Annotated in this window: 14 protein-coding genes; 12 read left to right on the top strand and 2 right to left on the bottom strand. The window is 54.7% G+C overall.

The genetic code is table 11. The annotated features are described in order from the left end of the window. The first annotated feature begins 37 nt into the window (after positions 1 to 37). Positions 38 to 2,614, top strand: a complete 2,577-nt coding sequence (locus tag ACXADJ_RS07875) for a putative bifunctional diguanylate cyclase/phosphodiesterase (RefSeq protein ID WP_475064518.1) — start codon at positions 38 to 40, stop codon at positions 2,612 to 2,614. A 48-nt stretch (positions 2,615 to 2,662) separates the two neighbouring features. Here the strand turns inward: ACXADJ_RS07875 and ppnP are convergent, their stop codons facing one another. Then, positions 2,663 to 2,944 (bottom strand): pyrimidine/purine nucleoside phosphorylase, encoded by a 282-nt coding sequence (ppnP, locus tag ACXADJ_RS07870; RefSeq protein ID WP_028292493.1) that lies wholly within the window; start codon positions 2,942 to 2,944, stop codon positions 2,663 to 2,665. 339 nt (positions 2,945 to 3,283) lie between these two features. Here ppnP and ACXADJ_RS07865 point away from each other — a divergent pair, with 339 nt between their 5' ends. The 6 genes from ACXADJ_RS07865 (at position 3,284) to ACXADJ_RS07840 (ending at position 11,534) form a co-directional block, all read left to right on the top strand. Then, positions 3,284 to 5,137, top strand: coding sequence for a DEAD/DEAH box helicase (locus tag ACXADJ_RS07865; protein ID WP_475064511.1), 1,854 nt, complete (start codon positions 3,284 to 3,286; stop codon positions 5,135 to 5,137). Positions 5,138 to 5,419: 282 nt separating this feature from the next. Beyond that, on the top strand, positions 5,420 to 6,028 hold the full coding sequence (locus ACXADJ_RS07860; protein WP_475064509.1) for an NADPH-dependent FMN reductase: 609 nt from the start codon (positions 5,420 to 5,422) through the stop codon (positions 6,026 to 6,028). Positions 6,029 to 6,092: 64 nt separating this feature from the next. Beyond that, positions 6,093 to 8,369: an ATP-dependent helicase gene (locus ACXADJ_RS07855; protein ID WP_475064507.1), complete on the top strand. Its 2,277-nt coding sequence runs from the start codon at positions 6,093 to 6,095 to the stop codon at positions 8,367 to 8,369. 42 nt (positions 8,370 to 8,411) lie between these two features. Beyond that, a complete protein-coding gene (locus tag ACXADJ_RS07850; protein ID WP_475064505.1) occupies positions 8,412 to 9,713 on the top strand; it encodes a DUF4124 domain-containing protein in 1,302 nt (433 codons plus the stop codon). 211 nt (positions 9,714 to 9,924) lie between these two features. Continuing rightward, positions 9,925 to 10,410, top strand: coding sequence for an FKBP-type peptidyl-prolyl cis-trans isomerase (locus ACXADJ_RS07845; RefSeq protein WP_028292488.1), 486 nt, complete (start codon positions 9,925 to 9,927; stop codon positions 10,408 to 10,410). Between the two features lie 188 nt (positions 10,411 to 10,598). Next, positions 10,599 to 11,534, top strand: a complete 936-nt coding sequence (locus ACXADJ_RS07840) for a LysR family transcriptional regulator (protein ID WP_028292487.1) — start codon at positions 10,599 to 10,601, stop codon at positions 11,532 to 11,534. A 357-nt stretch (positions 11,535 to 11,891) separates the two neighbouring features. Here ACXADJ_RS07840 and ACXADJ_RS07835 read toward each other — a convergent pair whose 3' ends face one another. Next, positions 11,892 to 12,857, bottom strand: a complete 966-nt coding sequence (locus ACXADJ_RS07835) for a D-hexose-6-phosphate mutarotase (protein ID WP_475064500.1) — start codon at positions 12,855 to 12,857, stop codon at positions 11,892 to 11,894. An 87-nt stretch (positions 12,858 to 12,944) separates the two neighbouring features. Between ACXADJ_RS07835 and ACXADJ_RS07830 the strand changes: the two genes are divergently transcribed. From ACXADJ_RS07830 to ACXADJ_RS07810, 5 genes are all read left to right on the top strand, one after another. Further along, positions 12,945 to 13,421, top strand: a complete 477-nt coding sequence (locus ACXADJ_RS07830) for a GreA/GreB family elongation factor (protein WP_475064498.1) — start codon at positions 12,945 to 12,947, stop codon at positions 13,419 to 13,421. A gap of 115 nt (positions 13,422 to 13,536) precedes the next feature. Beyond that, a complete protein-coding gene (locus ACXADJ_RS07825; protein WP_475064496.1) occupies positions 13,537 to 14,358 on the top strand; it encodes a siderophore-interacting protein in 822 nt (273 codons plus the stop codon). A gap of 713 nt (positions 14,359 to 15,071) precedes the next feature. Then, complete coding sequence (locus ACXADJ_RS07820; protein ID WP_475064494.1) at positions 15,072 to 16,190, top strand: OmpA family protein; 1,119 nt, start codon at positions 15,072 to 15,074, stop codon at positions 16,188 to 16,190. Positions 16,191 to 16,445: 255 nt separating this feature from the next. Beyond that, on the top strand, positions 16,446 to 16,757 hold the full coding sequence (locus ACXADJ_RS07815; RefSeq protein WP_475064492.1) for a hypothetical protein: 312 nt from the start codon (positions 16,446 to 16,448) through the stop codon (positions 16,755 to 16,757). A 269-nt stretch (positions 16,758 to 17,026) separates the two neighbouring features. After that, complete coding sequence (locus tag ACXADJ_RS07810; RefSeq protein WP_475064490.1) at positions 17,027 to 17,461, top strand: TonB family protein; 435 nt, start codon at positions 17,027 to 17,029, stop codon at positions 17,459 to 17,461. Positions 17,462 to 17,464: the final 3 nt, after the last annotated feature.

The following is a 17,464-nucleotide window of genomic DNA, read 5'->3' as shown; positions in this document are numbered from 1 at the left end:
CCCCTGTGGCGATGACCAAGGACGCTCCCGGGAGAGGGTGCAGAGTCAACGTGACAGCCGCTTGCGACAAATCGTAGAGCGAAGTGCCAAAGCCTTTGCATCGGCCAGTGGACGGTCGATCTATGGTGACCTTGAAGCCATGCTGTTTCTGTTGGCAGACACGCTGGTGGCCCAGGAGGCCTTCTTGTTGGTGTCGTCGCCCATCACCAGTTGGCAATCGCCGATGGAAATTGTGGTCGGCAAGAACGATGGCGTCGACTTGCTGAACCGGCTGGCGGATTTTCGGCTGGCAGACTTCAATGACAACATTGACCAGATACCGGACATGGCGGTTTGGCAAACCGGTGAGTCCGGTGCCATCGCGCCAGCGGGGGCGTTGGAAACCCTGTGGCTGTATTTGTCGGACGGCAGCCCCTACATCGCGGTGCCGGTTCAAAACCGCCGCGAAGTGCGCGCCCTGATGTTGTTCAGCTTTGATCAGGCTGCCCCCGACATTACTGCCGCCCTGCGCAGCAGCCTGTTAACCGCAGCCCATATGGGTCTGGCCTTCGCCGACCTTGGCGTACTGGACCAGCAGCTGAATTTCCGGGTACGGCTGTTGGACGAATCCCAACAGTTTGCCAATGTCGGTATGTGGGAATACATCACCGGCCATTCCGATCTCAAGATTTCCCCTGTTCTGCAACGCCTGTTCGGTATTCCGGTTGAAGAGTTTGCTAACCTGACATCACTGCTCGGCCGGGTGCATGAGGACGAGCGTCAGCAAGTCACAATGCTGGTGACGACGGCTGTCAGTCGTAACGAAGGCTACAGCTTGCAATGCCGCGTGTTGTTGGGCGACGATCAATACACACGCCTGAGCGTGGTTACCCGGGTCGAGAAAATTGCCCCCGGCGCCTATCGCCGTTATGGCTTTGTGCGTAAATGCGAAGAAGCCGCGGCGACGGTGCCGGGGCATTTGCGCAGCAATGTGTTGAAACACATGGACGATGGGGTGGCGATTTTTCATCGCGATGGCAGTGTACTGTCGGTGAATCCGGCCTTCTGCAAGCTGGTCGGCTTTCCCGAGGAGGTGCTGATTGGCTGTGGCTGGGGCGAAGTGGCCGGTTTGTGGTCCTTGCCATCAGCGCCAGCGCGAATCATTCGTCAATCGGTCAAGGACGGCAGCTGGAGCGGCGAAGGGCATTTCCGGTCGGGTGGCTCCAGTTCACCGTTGCATAAATTGCGACTGGTGGCACTGACCGACGAACAACACAAGCTGGAACACTTCTCCATCATTCTGAAAGACGTTTCCAGTCGTCAGAATTCCAAGCAACGACTTGAATGGCTGGTTAACGTCGACATGGTCACCGGCCTGCCCAATCGTAACCAGATCATGCGACGCATCGACAGTGCCATCGCCAATTTGCCAACGGGACGTCGGCTGGCGGTGATGGTGCTCAATATCGACAGCTTTCAGGAAATCAACGACAGCTACGGCCACATAATTGGTAACGAGTTGCTGAAAGCCTTTGGCGAACGCCTGTCCGATTGTTGCCGTACCTCCAATACCTTTTTGGCTCGCCTTGGTGGTGATGAATTTGCGGTGTGTGCGTCAGATCTGGAAACCGATGCTGAGCTGCAATTGTTGATCAGTGCCGTGCAGCAGGTCACCCAACGACCGTTCGATCTGGTCGAAGGCAACCCAATCTATGCCACCGCCGGTATGGGCGTGGCGGAATATCCGGTGCATGGAGAACATGCCATGGCGCTGGTTGGCAACGCTGATACCGCGCTGCACGATGCCAAGCGCAGTGGTGCTTCCGGGGTTGCCATGTATCGCAATGACCTGACCGAGCAAGCAGCCAACCGGGTGCAAATTACCAATGATTTGAGGATGGCCTTGCAGGGTGGGGAAGGGCTGATTATTCATTACCAGCCTCAGGTAGATGCCCGTCATGGCAAAATTGTTGGCCTTGAGGCGTTGATACGCTGGCAGCACCCACGCAATGGACTGATTTTCCCGCTGGGTTTCCTGCCCTGTGCGGAAGACGCCGGGCTGATGCCGGAAATCGATCGTTTTGTTTTGCGGCGTGTGGCTCAGGATCTGGTGAGCTGGCGTCAGAAGCGGCTGCAAACCGTCACGGTAGCGGTCAATATTTCCCAGCAGAGCTTTGTTGAAGGTTCTCTGTTGGAGCAACTTGAATGGCTGGCGCGATCGCATCAGCTACAAGATGGCGATATCGATCTGGAACTGACGGAAGGCGCTTTGTTGCAACCGACCGACGCCGTGCTGGATATGGTAACGGCCATTCGCAAGCTGGGCTTTGCGCTGACCATTGACGACTTTGGCACCGGCTATTCGTCGATGAATTACCTGCATCGCTTCCCGCTGCAAAAACTCAAAATTGATCGCAGCTTTATTTCCCAGCTGGAAACCGCTGAAGAATGCCGGGTCATTACACGCAATATTGTGCGAATGGCGCAGGAGCTGAAACTGGGGCTGGTGGCAGAAGGTGTAGAAAATGGCGAGCAGTCGGCGTTTTTGAAAGCCACTGGCTGTGATGTGCATCAGGGATTTTATTACGACCGTGCTCTGACGCCAGAGCAGGTGGTGCGCCTGCTGGAAGGGTAATAGCAGGCACACCGTTTTCGGAGCAGGATCGCTGCTCCCGAAATTTGATTACTCGTAGGTGCAGAAATATGCAGTGTCTACGGTAATGCGCACCTGGAATTTCTCATTGGCAGCGATCTTGAACGATTCGCCCTGGCCATAGGTGATCCATTCGCTGGCACGTGGCAGCAGTGCGGCGATAGAGCCGGATACCACAGTCATCACTTCGTTCTGGCTGGTGCCAAACTCGTATTCGCCCGGCAGCATGACGCCAACGGTGGCAGGCAGGGTTTCGGTCTGCAGGCCGATGGACGCGACTTTACCGTCGAAGTACTGGTTCACTTTCAGCATTGCTGGGTCTCCTTTACAAAAGTAGGGGCCTGGCGTAAGTCACTCTTTTAGGAGGCTTTTGCAGGATATATCCCCGAAACAGGGCGGCGGATTATGCCAGAACTCTGGCCAGACAGAAAACTCTTCAAAAAACGTGACTGTTCCACAAAAAGTTCGGGCATTCCTATTTATCTTCCTGTATAGTCCGGCACCCTTTTGACAAACATACATGTCGGGCCAGGCCAGTTGCAGTGATAGTCAGTCATCGCGTTTACGTGTTTCGAACTGACGACGAGTGCAGAGAGATCTCAGCAGAGACGGCCAACGCCCTGCCTCTGTGAGCAACTAATCAGGAACTATATGTCCGATACTACTCCCGCTGGTTTCGCCAGCCTGGGTCTGCCTTTCTCTATTCTGCGTTCACTGGACGAACTGGGCTACGAAGCTCCATCCCCAATTCAGGCGGCCGGTATTCCACCGCTGCTGGAAGGCAAGGATGTGCTGGGTATGGCTCAGACCGGTACCGGTAAAACCGCTGCCTTCTCGCTGCCAATTCTGGCGCGCACCCAAGCCGACTTCAAAGCCCCACAGGTATTGGTGCTGGCACCAACCCGTGAGCTGGCTCAGCAAGTTGCTGAAGCTGTAAAAACCTACAGCCGTTACATCGACGGTATTAATGTTGCTGCTATTTATGGTGGTACTGACTACGGTTCCCAGCTGCGTGAACTGAAGCGCGGCCCACAGTGGGTTGTGGGTACTCCAGGTCGTATCATGGACCACCTGCGTCGCGGTTCCCTGAACCTGGCCGACATCAAAGCCGTGGTTCTGGACGAAGCTGACGAAATGCTGCGCATGGGTTTCATCGACGATGTGAACTGGATTCTGGAACAGACTCCACGCTCCCGTCAGGTGGCGCTGTTCTCCGCCACCATGCCGCGTGAGATCCAGCAGGTTGCTGAAACGCACCTGAAAGATCCGGTACAGGTAAAAATCCAGGCCAAGACCACCACCAACGAACGCATTACCCAGAAGTACTGGTTCGTTGCTGGCGCACACAAGAACGATGCGCTGCTGCGTCTGGCTGAAACTGAAGACTTCGACGCCATGATGGTGTTCGTACGTACCAAGCAAGCCACTGAAGAAGTTGCCGACTTCATGCAGGCCAACGGTTTCCGTTGTCAGCCGCTGAACGGTGATATTCCACAGCAGCTGCGTGAAAAAGCCGTTGAAAAGCTGAAAGCTGGTCAACTGGATATGATCGTGGCAACTGACGTTGCGGCTCGTGGTCTGGACGTTGAGCGTATCTCTCACGTTATCAACTACGACATTCCACAAGACACTGAATCCTACGTTCACCGTATCGGTCGTACTGGCCGTGCTGGTCGTGAAGGTGTTGCGATTGCGTTTGTTCGTGGCCGTGAAAAGCGCATGCTGCGTGACATTGAACGTGCAACCCGTCAGCAAATTGAAGAAATCCAGCTGCCGACTGCCAAGGATGTTAACGAGCGTCGCAAGACCCGTTTCCAGCAGCGTGTGGTTGAAGCCATTAATCCGGAAAAGAACAAGATCTTCCGCGATATTCTGGAAAACGTGCAGCTGGAAAACGAACTGGACCCACTGGATCTGGCCGCTGCCGTTGCTACCCTGATGCAAGGCGACAAGCCTCTGTTCATCGATGAAAACGAACGTCCTCGTCGTGAGCCCCGCGAACCACGTGAACGTCGTGAGCGCGGTGACCGTCCTGAACGTGGCGATCGCGGTGAGCGTCGTGACCGCAAGTCTGCGCCGGACTCCCGTGCTCGTCCTCTGAAGGGCAAGCCGGACGTTGAAATGACCCGTTACTGGGTTGGCGTGGGTTACGAAAACGGCCTCAAGCCAGGTAACCTGGTGGGTGCAGTTGCCAATGAAGCGGATCTGGATTCCAGCTTCATCGGTCACATCGAAATCTTCGACGGTTACTCCGTGGTCGACCTGCCAACCGGCATGCCGAACGAAACCATGAACGTGCTGAAGAAAGCCCGTGTGTGTGGTCAGGCGCTGAACATTCGTCCTTACCGTGCCGATCTGGCTGAAAGTTCCGGTCGTCCAGCGCGCCCAGCCCGTCGTAATGACCGTGGTGGTGAGCGTGGCGAAGGTCGTGGCGATCGTGGTGGTGAAGGCCGTCGTGAGCACCGTGGTGGTCCACGTCGCGCACCTCGCAAGCCGCGTGACTGATCCCGGCTTAACGCCTGATTGATCCTTTAAAACCCCGCACTCCGCAAAGAGTGCGGGGTTTTTTATTGCCGCGATTTCTCTTTCGGAGTTGTCTCGGAGCTGTCTCGGAGCTGTCTCAGAGATATCAGGCTGTCCGGAATGGCAGGAGAGTTCCAAATGTGACGGCGACACTGAAATGGCGGCTGGCACAGCGTCGGCAGAGTAGCGGATTCGGGATTAGGCTTATCTCAAAGCGTTGTTCTACACACCGTATTAAGCGCTGCTTTTGAACCGGGGGCCTATATGCAAATTCACGACGTTGTCGACCTCAATATTGCCATTATTTCGGCCTCGCATCGTTCCGGGTCGCAAAGCCTCAGAATTGCCGAGGCACTACGTGATCAGTTTTTGTTGGGCAATGCCGACGTAATCGACCTGTTCGATGAAAATCTGCCGCTTTGGGATGGTGAGCAAGCCACCATGGCCAATAACGAGGTCGCAGCGGTGAAGGCACGGGTGAAAGCCGCAGACGGTCTGGTAATGGTCATTCCTGAGTGGCATGGCATGGTGCCAGCAGGGTTGAAGAACCTGCTGCTGTGGTTAGGCGCTGATGAGCTGGCCCATAAACCGGTGTTGCTGGTGGGTATATCGGTGTCGTCCGGTGGCGCCTTTGTGGTGTCTGAAATGCGTGCCAGCGGTTACAAAAATTCGCGTATGTTGTATCTGCCGGAGCACCTGATTCTACGCAATGTTGGTAAATTGTGGACTGAGCAGGACCTTGCCTCTGATGCTTACATGTCTGGTCGAGCCCAATATTGTATCGACCAGCTGTTGGTTTACTGCTCAGCCATGCGGCCCATGCGTGAAAGCCTGTGTGAGGGTCTGGCGGAATTCTCCAATGGCATGTCTTAAGCTCTTTTTACTGGTAACCGCCAGTCCCACTGGTTAGCATTCCCCGGCTCAGTTCGGGGAATCTATGTCTGCTTTAACCTCCAGTCAGTTACAGGTCGTCCAGCACCAGCAAGGGCACGCACGGGTTGTTGCCGTGGCTGGCGCTGGTAAAACCACCACCTTGACGCATTTCATTCAGCAACGCTTGCAAGACGGTTGTTCGCCGCGCCGGATGTTGGTGTTGATGTACAACAAGTCTGCCCAGCAAGACTTTGAACGCAAATTACAGCGCTTGATCGAAGGGCAGCCATTGCCAGAGGTGCGTACCTTTCACTCGCTGGGGTTGCGTATTTATCGCAAGCTGATCGAACTGGGCGAACTGCCTGCGTTTCAGCAAAGCCTGCTTTCCGATTCTGAAATGGACTCGGTGGTGTGGCGCTTGTTGCAGCAGTTGGCAGACGACGATACCCGCCAGGACATTCTGTCGCAGCGCAAAAAGTGGGTGGAGCCTGCGTGCAGCTTTATCGATCTGGTTAAAGCCGGGTTGAAGCCTGCCGCTGAGGTGTTCGACCAGCTCGACCTGCCGCCTGAGTGCCGTTTGTTTGTTGAGGCTTTCGACTTGTTCGAGCAATGGCGCAAGGACAACCGGCGCATTGGCTTCAGCGACATGATCTACGATCCGGTGCAATTACTGGCTGAGCGGCAGGACCTTGCTGGCTATTTCGGCGGCCACATGCAGTGGATACTGGTCGACGAATATCAGGACATCAACGAAATCCAGCAAACCTTGCTGGATATTTTGCACGGTGGTCGTGGTTCGGTGATGGTGATTGGTGATCCTGACCAGACCATCTACGAATTCCGCGGCTCAATGCCGGAGTTCATCGTCAGTGGTTTTGACAAGCGGCTGGGCGACGTCACCGTGTACCAGCTGCCGGAAACCTTTCGCTATGGCCCGCAGTTATCGCTGGCGGCAAACTATCTGATTCATCACAACCGCGAGCGTGAGCCAGTCGTCGGGCGATCCCATACCAGCACGCCTGCGACCAGCGTTCAGGCCCACGAGTGCAGTCCGGCCTCGGAAGCTCGGACCACTTTGCAGCTGGTGCAGCAGGCATTAGAGCAGCATCAGCCTTCCGACATTGCTGTGATCAGTCGTTTGTGGGGCTTGAGTGCGCCGATTGAGCTGGCTTTGTTGCGTGCTAATGTACCGTATCGGTTGGATCATAGTCAGTCGGTTCTGGAGCGCTGGGAGCTGGAGATTTTCTGGCTGCTGCTGGAAATCGCGGCGGGGCGGTTTCAGCAGCGTACAGTCGAACAGCGGCGCGATGCCTGGCTTACGATTCTGACCACGCCATACCCCAAAATCCGACGTAACCTGCTGGAAAGCATGGCAACCCAGCTGGCCAATGCCAGCCAGCATTATGGCGCTGCCATGCAGGCAGCGATTCCGGATGATCTGAACAAATGGCAAAAGTCGCAGCTGAAAGAGCGGGCCGAAGTGCTCGACAGCGCTGAGCTGATTCGTATGCCAGCGCGGCGCTTGCTGAATACCTGGATCGACGTCACCGAGCTGGAACAAGGCGTCAAGGACAGCGCGTTTTCTGCCCAGCAGGTTGAAGACCGGTTGCAAACCATTCGGGCGTTTGTGCAGTTTATGGGTGAGAGTGAACACAACACCGACACGGCTTATGACTACCTGGTTGAAATGCGCGACCGCGCCCGCCAACAAAACAGCAGCAAGCAACAAGGGGTGCGGCTAACGTCCATTCACAAGAGCAAGGGCCTGGAATGGCCGGTTGTGATTGTGCCCGGCTTGAACGGTCATTATTTTCCTTATCAGCCGGAAGGGGCGTTCACCACGCCCGCCAGCGTCGAAAGTGAACGCCGGTTGCTGTACGTCGCCATTACCCGGGCAAGGCATCAGGTGCATCTGATTCGGCCAACCCCTGCCCGTGGCAAACAAATTCCGGACCGCGAGTTGGATAGCCCTTTCTGGCGAGAGCTGAATCTGACCGACAGTCAGCGGCTTGATAAGGCGCTGGCATCCGGTGAATCTGACGTGACTCTGCTGGCCAAGCCGCCGGAGTGGCTCGAAGGTCTGCTGTCACAGTGTGAGCCTGTTGTAAAAGTTGATGTCAAAGCTGAAAAGCCAGCGGCAACCGATGGTCGCTATGCCCGTCCGCGTCGAGTCAGTGCGCCGCCTCAGACTCTGCGAGCGCAGCGGGTCAAGCACGCCAGTCTCGGCAGTGGACGGGTGTTGGACAAGGACGAGAAATACATCAAGATTCTGTTCGATGGCGAGCAAGAACCGCGCTTGCTGGTGCTTGAGGTTGCCCGGGATCATTTGCAGTGGCTGTAAGGCTTCGGTTACAGCAGCGCTTTTTACCAAAAGGGACGTAACGTGAAATTGTTCAAGGGATTGGTGAACATTGCCGTGGTGATCGGGGTGACCCTGGTGGCCGTCGAAGTGTGCTGGCAAACCACCAATGAGCGTCAGCATCAGTATCTGGCCATGAAATTTCCGCAGCTGCCTTGGCCAGAACCGGAGGCCGTCAGCCTATGGCTGGGTGTACTGGCAGAGCATTCCGGCTCGGCAGCCATCAGAGGGCTGGCAGGTGGTTTGCAGCAGGATTTCCAACAAGGCACTGAAACCTCAGAGTCTTTGGTCAGGCCGCAAACACAGGGCGTTACGGATGCGAGTGGTGGCGAAAAAGAGGCCATCGCCACAGTACAAACCAATTCCGACACCCAAAGTACATTGGACGGCACGGCTTCTGCCAATGGTCACCTGGCATTAACCAGTTGCCGCCCCGCGGCGCTCGACCCTGATCAGAACCCTGGGTTAAACGCCAGACCTGCAAAGCAAAGTGTCTATCGTTGGGTGGATGAGCAGGGGCGGGTTCACTTCGATGACAAGCCTCGTACGGCGAATGCGGAAGACCTCAGTGACCGCTACGCCAGTCAGCGTAAGCTGCACCTGGATATTGAATTTGCCGATGCCGCGCCTGACCTGACACTGCAGCGCAAATTCGAGCGCGAAGCGGAGTTGATGTACCGCATCGTCACCAATTTGTTGCCCGCAGAACAGGTTCGCCCGGTGACCCTGAGTCTGGTGGTGTATGCAAATCATGGGGCGTTTCGAGCGGCTACCCGCCAGCACCAATTGCCGCCGGCCGTTATTGGTATTTATACCCCGGCAGAAAATCGCATTCATTTGGGCAGGCAGGTGCGGGATGGCGCAACGCTGGCGTTGGCACGACATGAAATGACGCACGCCTTGCTGGCCAACCTGGTGGGGGCAACCCCTGTATGGCTAAACGAAGGTTTGGCGGAATACGCGGAGCGTTTGCAGTTTCATATGAACGCCGCACGGGTGCCGATGACTGCCGCTTCGTTACAACGGTTGAAGCAATTGCAACAGCGCCAGCCAGACTGGTCAGACTACTTACAGCAGCCTCCCCATCGATTTTATGCCGCCGGTATCAGTGCCTACGCGCGGGCGTTTGGGATGGTCTATTTCCTCAATGAGAGCCCGCAAGGGCAGCAGTTTTTGCGGAGCGTGTTTGCCACGGTTGCCGCGCAGCCGTGTGAACCGGATGCTGCTACGCTGGCCTTGTACCAGTACCCTAATGGCCTCAAGGCACTGAGTTCGGACTTTGACCAGTGGTTGACCACAGCGGTGGCTGGTGACCAACGATATTGATCCAGAGCGGGCACGGAGTTATTCAGGGGGACTCGGGGGCTAACAGGCAGTTGCAGGTCGCTTGCGCTGGTGGCGCTTATTGGCTCAGTTGATATACTGGCGGCTCGAATCGTAGAGAATGACCACCGCCTAATCGCCAGTATTAGAGTCGCTAAATGTCGCTTTGCGTACAACTCATGCTCTGAAGAAGAGCCAAAGACGGACAATACTTATGACCATTGCCCAACACAAAGTAGTTTCTATCCATTACAAAGTGGTTGATGTAGCTTCTGGCGAAACCATCGATTCCTCCGAGGGTGGTGCTCCAATGACCTACCTGCACGGTGCCCAGAACATCATTCCAGGTTTGGAAGCGGCACTGGAAGGCAAGCAAGTTGGCGACGAGCTGGAAGTGACTGTTGAGCCAGCTGACGCTTACGGCGAATACAGCGAAGATCGTATCCAGAAAGTACCAATGGAAGCGTTCACTGGTGTTGAGCAAGTTGAGCCTGGCATGGCTTTCACTGCTCAAACTCCAGAAGGTCCGGTTAACCTGATCGTGACTGAAGTAGAAGAAGAGCTGGTTACTGTGGATGCCAACCACCCACTGGCTGGCAAGGCCCTGGCTTTCTCTGTTGCTGTAGAAAGCGTTCGTGATGCCTCTGAAGAAGAAATTCAGCATGGCCACGTTCACGGCGAAGGTGGTCATCACCACTAAGCACTAGCCTGCGCATCCGCGCAGTTGGTGTTTGCCAAAAGAGGTCGCCTGCGGGCGGCCTTTTTGCGTTTATGGGGCGCGGAAATAAAAAATAATATTCGGGAATGGGGTTCGGTAAATCAATACACTTGGTGAATGGTGAATTTGCTGCCACAATGCCGGTTCGCTTTTGAGTATACGGACAAGCAATGAACCTGGATCGAATCGACCTCAACCTGCTGGTGTACCTGGATGTGCTGCTACGTGAAGGCAGTGTGACTCGCGCCGCCCAGCAGCTGGGGATTACCCAGCCTGCCATGTCCAATGGCCTGCGCCGTTTGCGTGATCTCTTCAACGACCCGCTGCTGGTACGTACGTCGGAAGGCATGACTGCCACTGAACGGGCGTTGGAACTTCAGCCGGTGGTTCGCAAGGCACTGGGTGAACTGGAAGCCGCATTGCAGCCACTGGAAGAATTTGACGCCCAGAGCAGCCACCGGGTATTCCGTATCATGGTCAGTGACTATGCGGAGTCGACGCTGGTGCCTGAGCTGGTCAAGCGTTTGCGCGACGTCGCTCCGAACGTCATTCTGGATGTGTTGACGCCATCCGACGTGACCTTCAAGGACGTTGAAGCGGGAAAAGTCGACATGGCGATCAACCGCTTTGACGAAATGCCGCAGTCCTTCCACCAGATGACCCTGTGGCAGGACGACTTTGTTTGTCTGGTTAACCCTGATCACCCGTTAGCCGGTGCGTTCGACATCGATGCCTACGTCGCCAGTAACCACATTTGGGTGTCGAAAACCGGCATGGGTGCTGGTGTCGGTATAGACCCAGAGAAAGTCATTCGACTGGGTTGGGTTGATAACGCACTGTCGAAGCTGGGTCACAAACGCAAGATTTCTGTCTTTACCCGCCACTATCAGATGCCGGCACTGTTGGCTCACAACAACGATCTGGTAGCGACCTTGCCTCGTAAAGTGGCCGATATGCAAGCAGAAGCTGCGTCGCTGCTGGTGAAGGAGCCACCGTTCCCGATTCCGCCGTTTGAGCTGAAAATGGCTTGGTCGCCATTGCTGCAACATCATCAGGCTCATCGCTGGTTGCGCCGTGTGATTGTGGATGTTGCTCAGTACTGCTGATCGTTAGCGCCTTCCAATCAGGGGCGCGAACATGAAAAAGCCCGTCTGTGATGTACTCGCAGGCGGGCTTTTTGTTTTCAGACAGGGTTCCTAGGGACCCTCTGAATAACTCTGCACAGCTCTGCGCGAGTCCTGCAGGTCGTAAGAACAAGGCGGCGAATGCAGCGGAATGACCAGTCCTTTCCAAATTCGCCAACACCGTTCTGGCGGCCTGCAGGCCGCGCCCTACGGGGATGGCAGGGCATTGCTGACTCTGTGTCGCTGATTTTTGACTTGACCCGTCAGGCCTGCAAATCAGCTTCGTGGCTCAGCGTCGCCCTGTCATCCAGAGCGGGCACCGAGTTACTCAGAGGGTCCCTAGCTTAGCGTCACTGCCAGCAGGTGGGATTCCTCAGGCGCCAACCACACCACATCGTCCATGGCGTTAGCGGTTTCAATGCACACCATGTGCTTCCAGCCATCGTCTGGAAACTGGCTTAGACGAATCGATTTTTCGACCTCGGGGTTCCAAACAATGGTGCTTTGGCTGCCCAGGCTGGTCAGAGTGCGGCTGTGCTGCTTCTCCAGGCCGCTTTTGAGAATCAGCGGGTTGCCCTGGCCGTTGGCAGCAGCAGGCTCTCCGGCTGGTGGCTGAGACAAATAGATCCGATCGGTTTCGCCTCGGAAAACAACAGCGCCTTCCTGGGTCTTACGTTGCCATTGGTCGAGGGTATCGATGTACTCACATCCTTCCAGGCCGTGTACCTCGGCGGTCATTACATCGTCCACCGGGAAATAACTATGCAACGCCTGTGAGAAGCAAGCAGGGCTGTCGCCATGGTTGGTTGTGGTCAGCTCAATACGAACGGCGTCGGCACTCAATACAAAACGAATGTCAGCCTGCAGGCGGGCGGTGAAATATTCTGGCGTGGCCTGCTGTGGAAGTGTCAGTGCTAATGTCAGACGTTGTTCGTCCTCTTCGATGCCGGTCAGTTGCCAGTCGGAGCTGCGCGCAAAACCATGGGCCGGGGCGCTGTTGGCGTCGTTAAGGTTATCTTGCACCGCCTGCGGATTTTTATCGGCATCGCCAAACCAGGGCCAGCAAACCGGCACGCCACCGCGCAGCGAAGTACCTGCCTTGTATTCCACGGTTGGGCTCAGCCACAACCATTCGGAGTCCTGAACCGGGCGAAAGCGAGTGAGTTGCGCCCCTTGTGGAACAATTTCGGCCTCAAAAAGCGGGTGTTGAATGCTGAAAATCGGCAGCTCACCCTTGGTTTCCAAACGGCAATAGCGGCTTTTCGCCAGCAATTGCTGAAGTTCTTTGATTTGTTGAGGCTGCATAAGGTACTTTCCCGCAATGGTTTCCATTTCAGCTCCGGCGCATAGATATGCATTGCCGGTGCTGCCGTTACTCTACCGGATTCTGATGTGAACAAAAGTCAGTTAAAGCAGGCTTTGCTGGATTCTGTTGATGCAGAGATCGCAGCGGCGATCGATGCGGCAACCGCGGCCCAGGAAAGTGCTTCCCACGAAGACAACCAACCCGAAAACCAGTACGACACCCTCAGCCTGGAAGCGGCCTATCTGGCACATGGTCAGTCGGAACGCATTCTGGGGTTGCAGCAGCTGCGTATTCAGCTGGGTCGGTGGCAGGTTGTTGGCTTTGGCGAAGACGACGCGATTGGCTGCGGGGCGTTGGTTGGGCTTCAGTCACTGGAAAACGACGCTGCCCCGATCCGATGGGTGTGGATCGTGTTAAACGGCGGTCGCCAGTTGCGGCTAGCTGATGAGCAGATTCAGGTTGTGTCTGCCCAAACGCCGTTGGCCAAAGCCTTGCTGGGCAAGGAGCTGGGTGATGAGGTGACAATGAATGGCCAGAGCTGGGAAGTCGTTTCGATTTCGTGAAGATGATTTTTATACCGTTATCTTTTTGATCCAGGCGCTGTTGCTTTTGCAGGTTGTTGGGAACCGTTTTCAATGAGTGCAGTCCACTCACATACATTTTTGATCAGGAGGCTTTATGTCCAAACCACAACCGCGTGAGCTGATGGTTGAGTCGACACAGCGTATAACGCCAAACATGCAGCGCGTTGTTCTTACCGGAGAGTCATTGGCGGATTTTCCAGCGGACAGCAAAAGTGGTTATGTAAAGCTTCAGTTTGCCGCAGACGGCGCGCCGCTGACGCTGGCAACCCAAGAAGAGGGTGTAAAGCCAACCATGCGCAGTTACACCGTTCGTGAAATCGATGTGGCGGCTCGAAAGCTGACCCTCGACATGATGTTGCACGGCCATAGCGAAAGCGCTGGTACGGCGAATTCAGGCCCTGCAGGACAGTGGGCGGAAGTGGCCAAAACGGGCGATCGTATTCTGGTTGGTGGCCCGGGGCCGACCAAGCTGATTCCACAACCAGCCGACTACTACCTGCTGGTGGGGGATATGACTGCATTGCCAGCCATTGCCGGTAATCTGGAGCTGTTGCCCTCGGATGCCAAAGGCGTTGCCATTATCGAAGTGGTGTCAGCGGACGATGTGCAGACTATTGAGTGCCCGGAAGGCGTACACATTGAATGGGTCATTGCCGATGACCTGACGCCAGCGGCGGATCATCAGGCCCGTGCGGATGCATCCTTGCTGGTGCAGACGGCGCTTAACGTAGCCTGGCCTGCTGGTAAGGTTGCAGTATGGGCAGCGTGTGAATTTCACAAAATGCGCGCGCTGCGTCGTTACTTCCGCAATGAAAAAGGTCTGTCCGGTGATGAGATGTACATCTCCAGCTACTGGATGCTGGATCGCACGGACGAGCAGCACAAGCAAAGCAAAAAGACAGACGCCGAGGCCTGAAGCGCTAAGGCTGGTGACTTGTGAATCAGAAAAAACCGCTATTGAAAAATAGCGGTTTTTTTATGTCTGCGTGCAAGGGACCCTCTGAATAACTCTGCACAGCTCTGCGCGAGTCCTGCTGGTTGTCAGAACAAGGCGGCGAATGCAGCGGAATGACAAGTCCTTTCCAAATTCGCCAACACCGTTCTGGCGGGCTGCAGGCCGCGCCCGTCGGGGATGGCAGGGCATTGCTGACTCAGTGTCGCTGATTTTTGACTCGACCCGTCAGGCCTGCAAATCAGCTTCGTGATTCAGCGTCGCCCTGTCATCCAGAGCGGGCACCGAGTTATTCAGAGGGTCCCAAGGTTATTTTATTTCCATATGTATATTGTGGTTTATTTTTAGCCTTTATATATGTTTATTCTATAAGCTGGTTTTATTGTCCAACAATCGGAACGTTGTGATTAATAATAAATGGCATTCGCAGAATTTTCTGCTGATAAAACGAACACTTTTATGACGTGAATGTAACGGGCACTGTTTCCTTGAAGACGCTTATAGAGGTAAATAAACAGATATTTATCTATCCTTGGCAAAAGTTCCGTTTTTATTTTCCCTTATATGGAAATAATTGTTGTAGGAACGCTATTTTATTCGCCAAGTCTCTTATGCGGTAACATGTAAAAGGCTACAATCCTGGCCTTCAGGACTGAAAGTACATAGGAGCAAAGATAATGAACTTCAAGCCCGTGATTTTGGCAACTGCCGTTGCATCCGCTTCCCTGGTGCACGCTGACGCCAACAACGCCTACATTACCCTGGGCGCCGGCTATTCCGACAACAGTGTATACGACGAATACGAAACCACGACCGGTAGCGATATTCGCGACTCATGGACGTCTGAAATTTCCCTGGGTTATCACTTCCTGCCTTCACTGGCGGCTGAAGCATCGGTAACTCTGCCAGGTTTGTTGCAGGATGACGATCGTCCTGAAATTAACCAATACCAAATCAAGGGTTTGTATTTCTTTGGTGAAAACGCTGTTAAACCATACCTGACCGCAGGTTATGGCATTGAGCAAATCAACGTTCCGCAAGATGGCGCCAAAGACGAAACCACGCACGTATATTCATACGGTGCCGGTTTGCAATACGACTTTGATGAAACTGTATTCGCCCGTGCTGAATACCACATCGATGAAATGACCGACGAAAGCAACGAGCACGGTGTTGCCATGTTGGAAGTCGGCTTCCGTTTTGGCACCGAAAGCAGCAAGCCAGCGGCCAAGCCTCTGCCAGTTGCTACCAAGCCAGTGGTTGCGCCAGCGCCAGCCAAAGTGGTTGAAGTGAAGCCTGAGCCAGTAGCAGAAACCAAGCCTGCACCTGTGGTCAAGCCGGTTCCGGTTATTGTTGAAGTGCAGCCGGTTGATACCGACCAGGACGGCGTTGAAGACAAGCTGGATAACTGCCCGGACACCATTCAGGGCGCGACGGTAAATGCTGAAGGCTGTGCTGCGTTTGAAGGCAAGCTGGATGGCGTGAAGTTCGAATCCGGTAGCGCTAACCTGACCCCTAACGCTCGTACCATTCTGGACGATGCCGCGGCTGAAATCGTTAAGTACCCAGAGCTGGAAATTGAAGTTGCCGCTCACACCGATAGCCAGGGTTCTGCTGCTTTCAACCAGAACCTGAGCCAGAAGCGTGCTGACTCTGTACGTCAGTACCTGATTGGTAAAGGTGTGGATGCCAGCAAACTGACCTCCAAGGGTTACGGCGAAGCGTCTCCAATTGCGACCAACGACACCGCTGCGGGTCGTGCTGAAAACCGTCGCGTTGAGCTGAGCGTTCAATAAGTTGGACGGTATGTCGAACGGCCTTTGAACCGTAAGGACAGGGTCGCTAGAAAGAAACGGGAGCTTCGGCTCCCGTTTTTTGTTGGTTGCTGGTAAAGGTAGTGATTGATGTAGCTGGGTAATTGTTGGCTTGTTGTACTTTGGTATTGGGTAATACGTGCCATTTAGGCTAGTCTTGTTTGACCCTAAAGCATTCAGGGCGCATTCTCTCCGCGCCGCTGCCATTCTGAAACAACTATAATTACAGGAGCCGGAATGACAGATACATCCCCAGCGACAGGCTCAGCCGAACACTGGCTGTTAGAGCAAATTCAGTTTTGCTTGCAGCACAATCTTAATGCATCCCTGCAAACCAATCCTTGTGTCGAGTTGGTGATTGCCGGTGAAGCGCAGAAATACCTCGCGGTTGATATCCCTGAGTGTGTATCCCAGAACGTCTCACAGCGATCGAGTTTCCGTCATCGTCACTTGAACCCGGACGATGAGCTGTTGCTTCGTTGTTTACAGCAAGGGTCGCCCATCAATGAGCTGGTTTGGTCACTGACTGAGCGAGCAGAAGCGGGCTGACGTTTTCTTGTTTTGTGAAGCAATGGGCGCTGTTTGAAGCGCTTGTTGCTCTGATTTTTTGTCGGCTGTTTGTTTTTGCTGCGGCATTTCTTTTCTTACCATCCCATTTCATCTCATCTTGTCCCATCAGAAAAAACCGACACTGAGTTAAATATTGGCCACGCCTGCGGAATCGTTCCGCAAATCCACTGCTATCGTCCGTCGGCTTTTGATAGCATTTGTCTGCCTCCGGGCGCTTTCATTTTTTGTGATGCATGGGCAGGTACATCGTGACATCTTCCAGCAAACGTTTTTCATCCATTCACCATTGGCTGACCGCCTGTGGTCTGGCGTTCTTTCTACTGGCTGCCAGTGGCTGTACAACCACGACGGTATCGGCTCGGTCGGGTTTTGAAGTGCCGTCCCAGGGGCCAACGGTCCGTGGCATTGCGCGCTGGACCACCGATGAAAAGATTCACCCGGCGATGGGTGTTGCACCTGTTTACCCGGAGAAAATGATCAGCCGGGAAAAAGAGGGCGAGGTATCGCTGGAAGTGATGGTTCGCAATACCGGCCAGGTCGCTATGGTGCGGGTGATTGACAGTACCAACGATTATTTCCGGGAGTCTGCTATCGCGGGCACGCGAGGTATTCTTTATGACCCGGCTTTGGCTGGACAAACCTTTGTTGTAACCGCGGTGTACCGGCTTCAGAAACGACAATAGGCC

This window comes from Oceanobacter sp. ABM4_470 (assembly GCF_056158645.1).
This window is presented reverse-complemented; position numbering and strand designations above follow the sequence as displayed.

Coding starts and splice junctions, on each gene's coding strand:
- ppnP (WP_028292493.1), bottom strand. CDS start 2,944: ATGCTGAAAGTGAACCAGTACTTCGACGGTAAAGTCGCGTCCATCGGC.
- ACXADJ_RS07865 (WP_475064511.1), top strand. CDS start 3,284: ATGTCCGATACTACTCCCGCTGGTTTCGCCAGCCTGGGTCTGCCTTTC.
- ACXADJ_RS07860 (WP_475064509.1), top strand. CDS start 5,420: ATGCAAATTCACGACGTTGTCGACCTCAATATTGCCATTATTTCGGCC.
- ACXADJ_RS07855 (WP_475064507.1), top strand. CDS start 6,093: ATGTCTGCTTTAACCTCCAGTCAGTTACAGGTCGTCCAGCACCAGCAA.
- ACXADJ_RS07845 (WP_028292488.1), top strand. CDS start 9,925: ATGACCATTGCCCAACACAAAGTAGTTTCTATCCATTACAAAGTGGTT.
- ACXADJ_RS07840 (WP_028292487.1), top strand. CDS start 10,599: ATGAACCTGGATCGAATCGACCTCAACCTGCTGGTGTACCTGGATGTG.
- ACXADJ_RS07835 (WP_475064500.1), bottom strand. CDS start 12,857: ATGCAGCCTCAACAAATCAAAGAACTTCAGCAATTGCTGGCGAAAAGC.
- ACXADJ_RS07825 (WP_475064496.1), top strand. CDS start 13,537: ATGTCCAAACCACAACCGCGTGAGCTGATGGTTGAGTCGACACAGCGT.
- ACXADJ_RS07820 (WP_475064494.1), top strand. CDS start 15,072: ATGAACTTCAAGCCCGTGATTTTGGCAACTGCCGTTGCATCCGCTTCC.
- ACXADJ_RS07815 (WP_475064492.1), top strand. CDS start 16,446: ATGACAGATACATCCCCAGCGACAGGCTCAGCCGAACACTGGCTGTTA.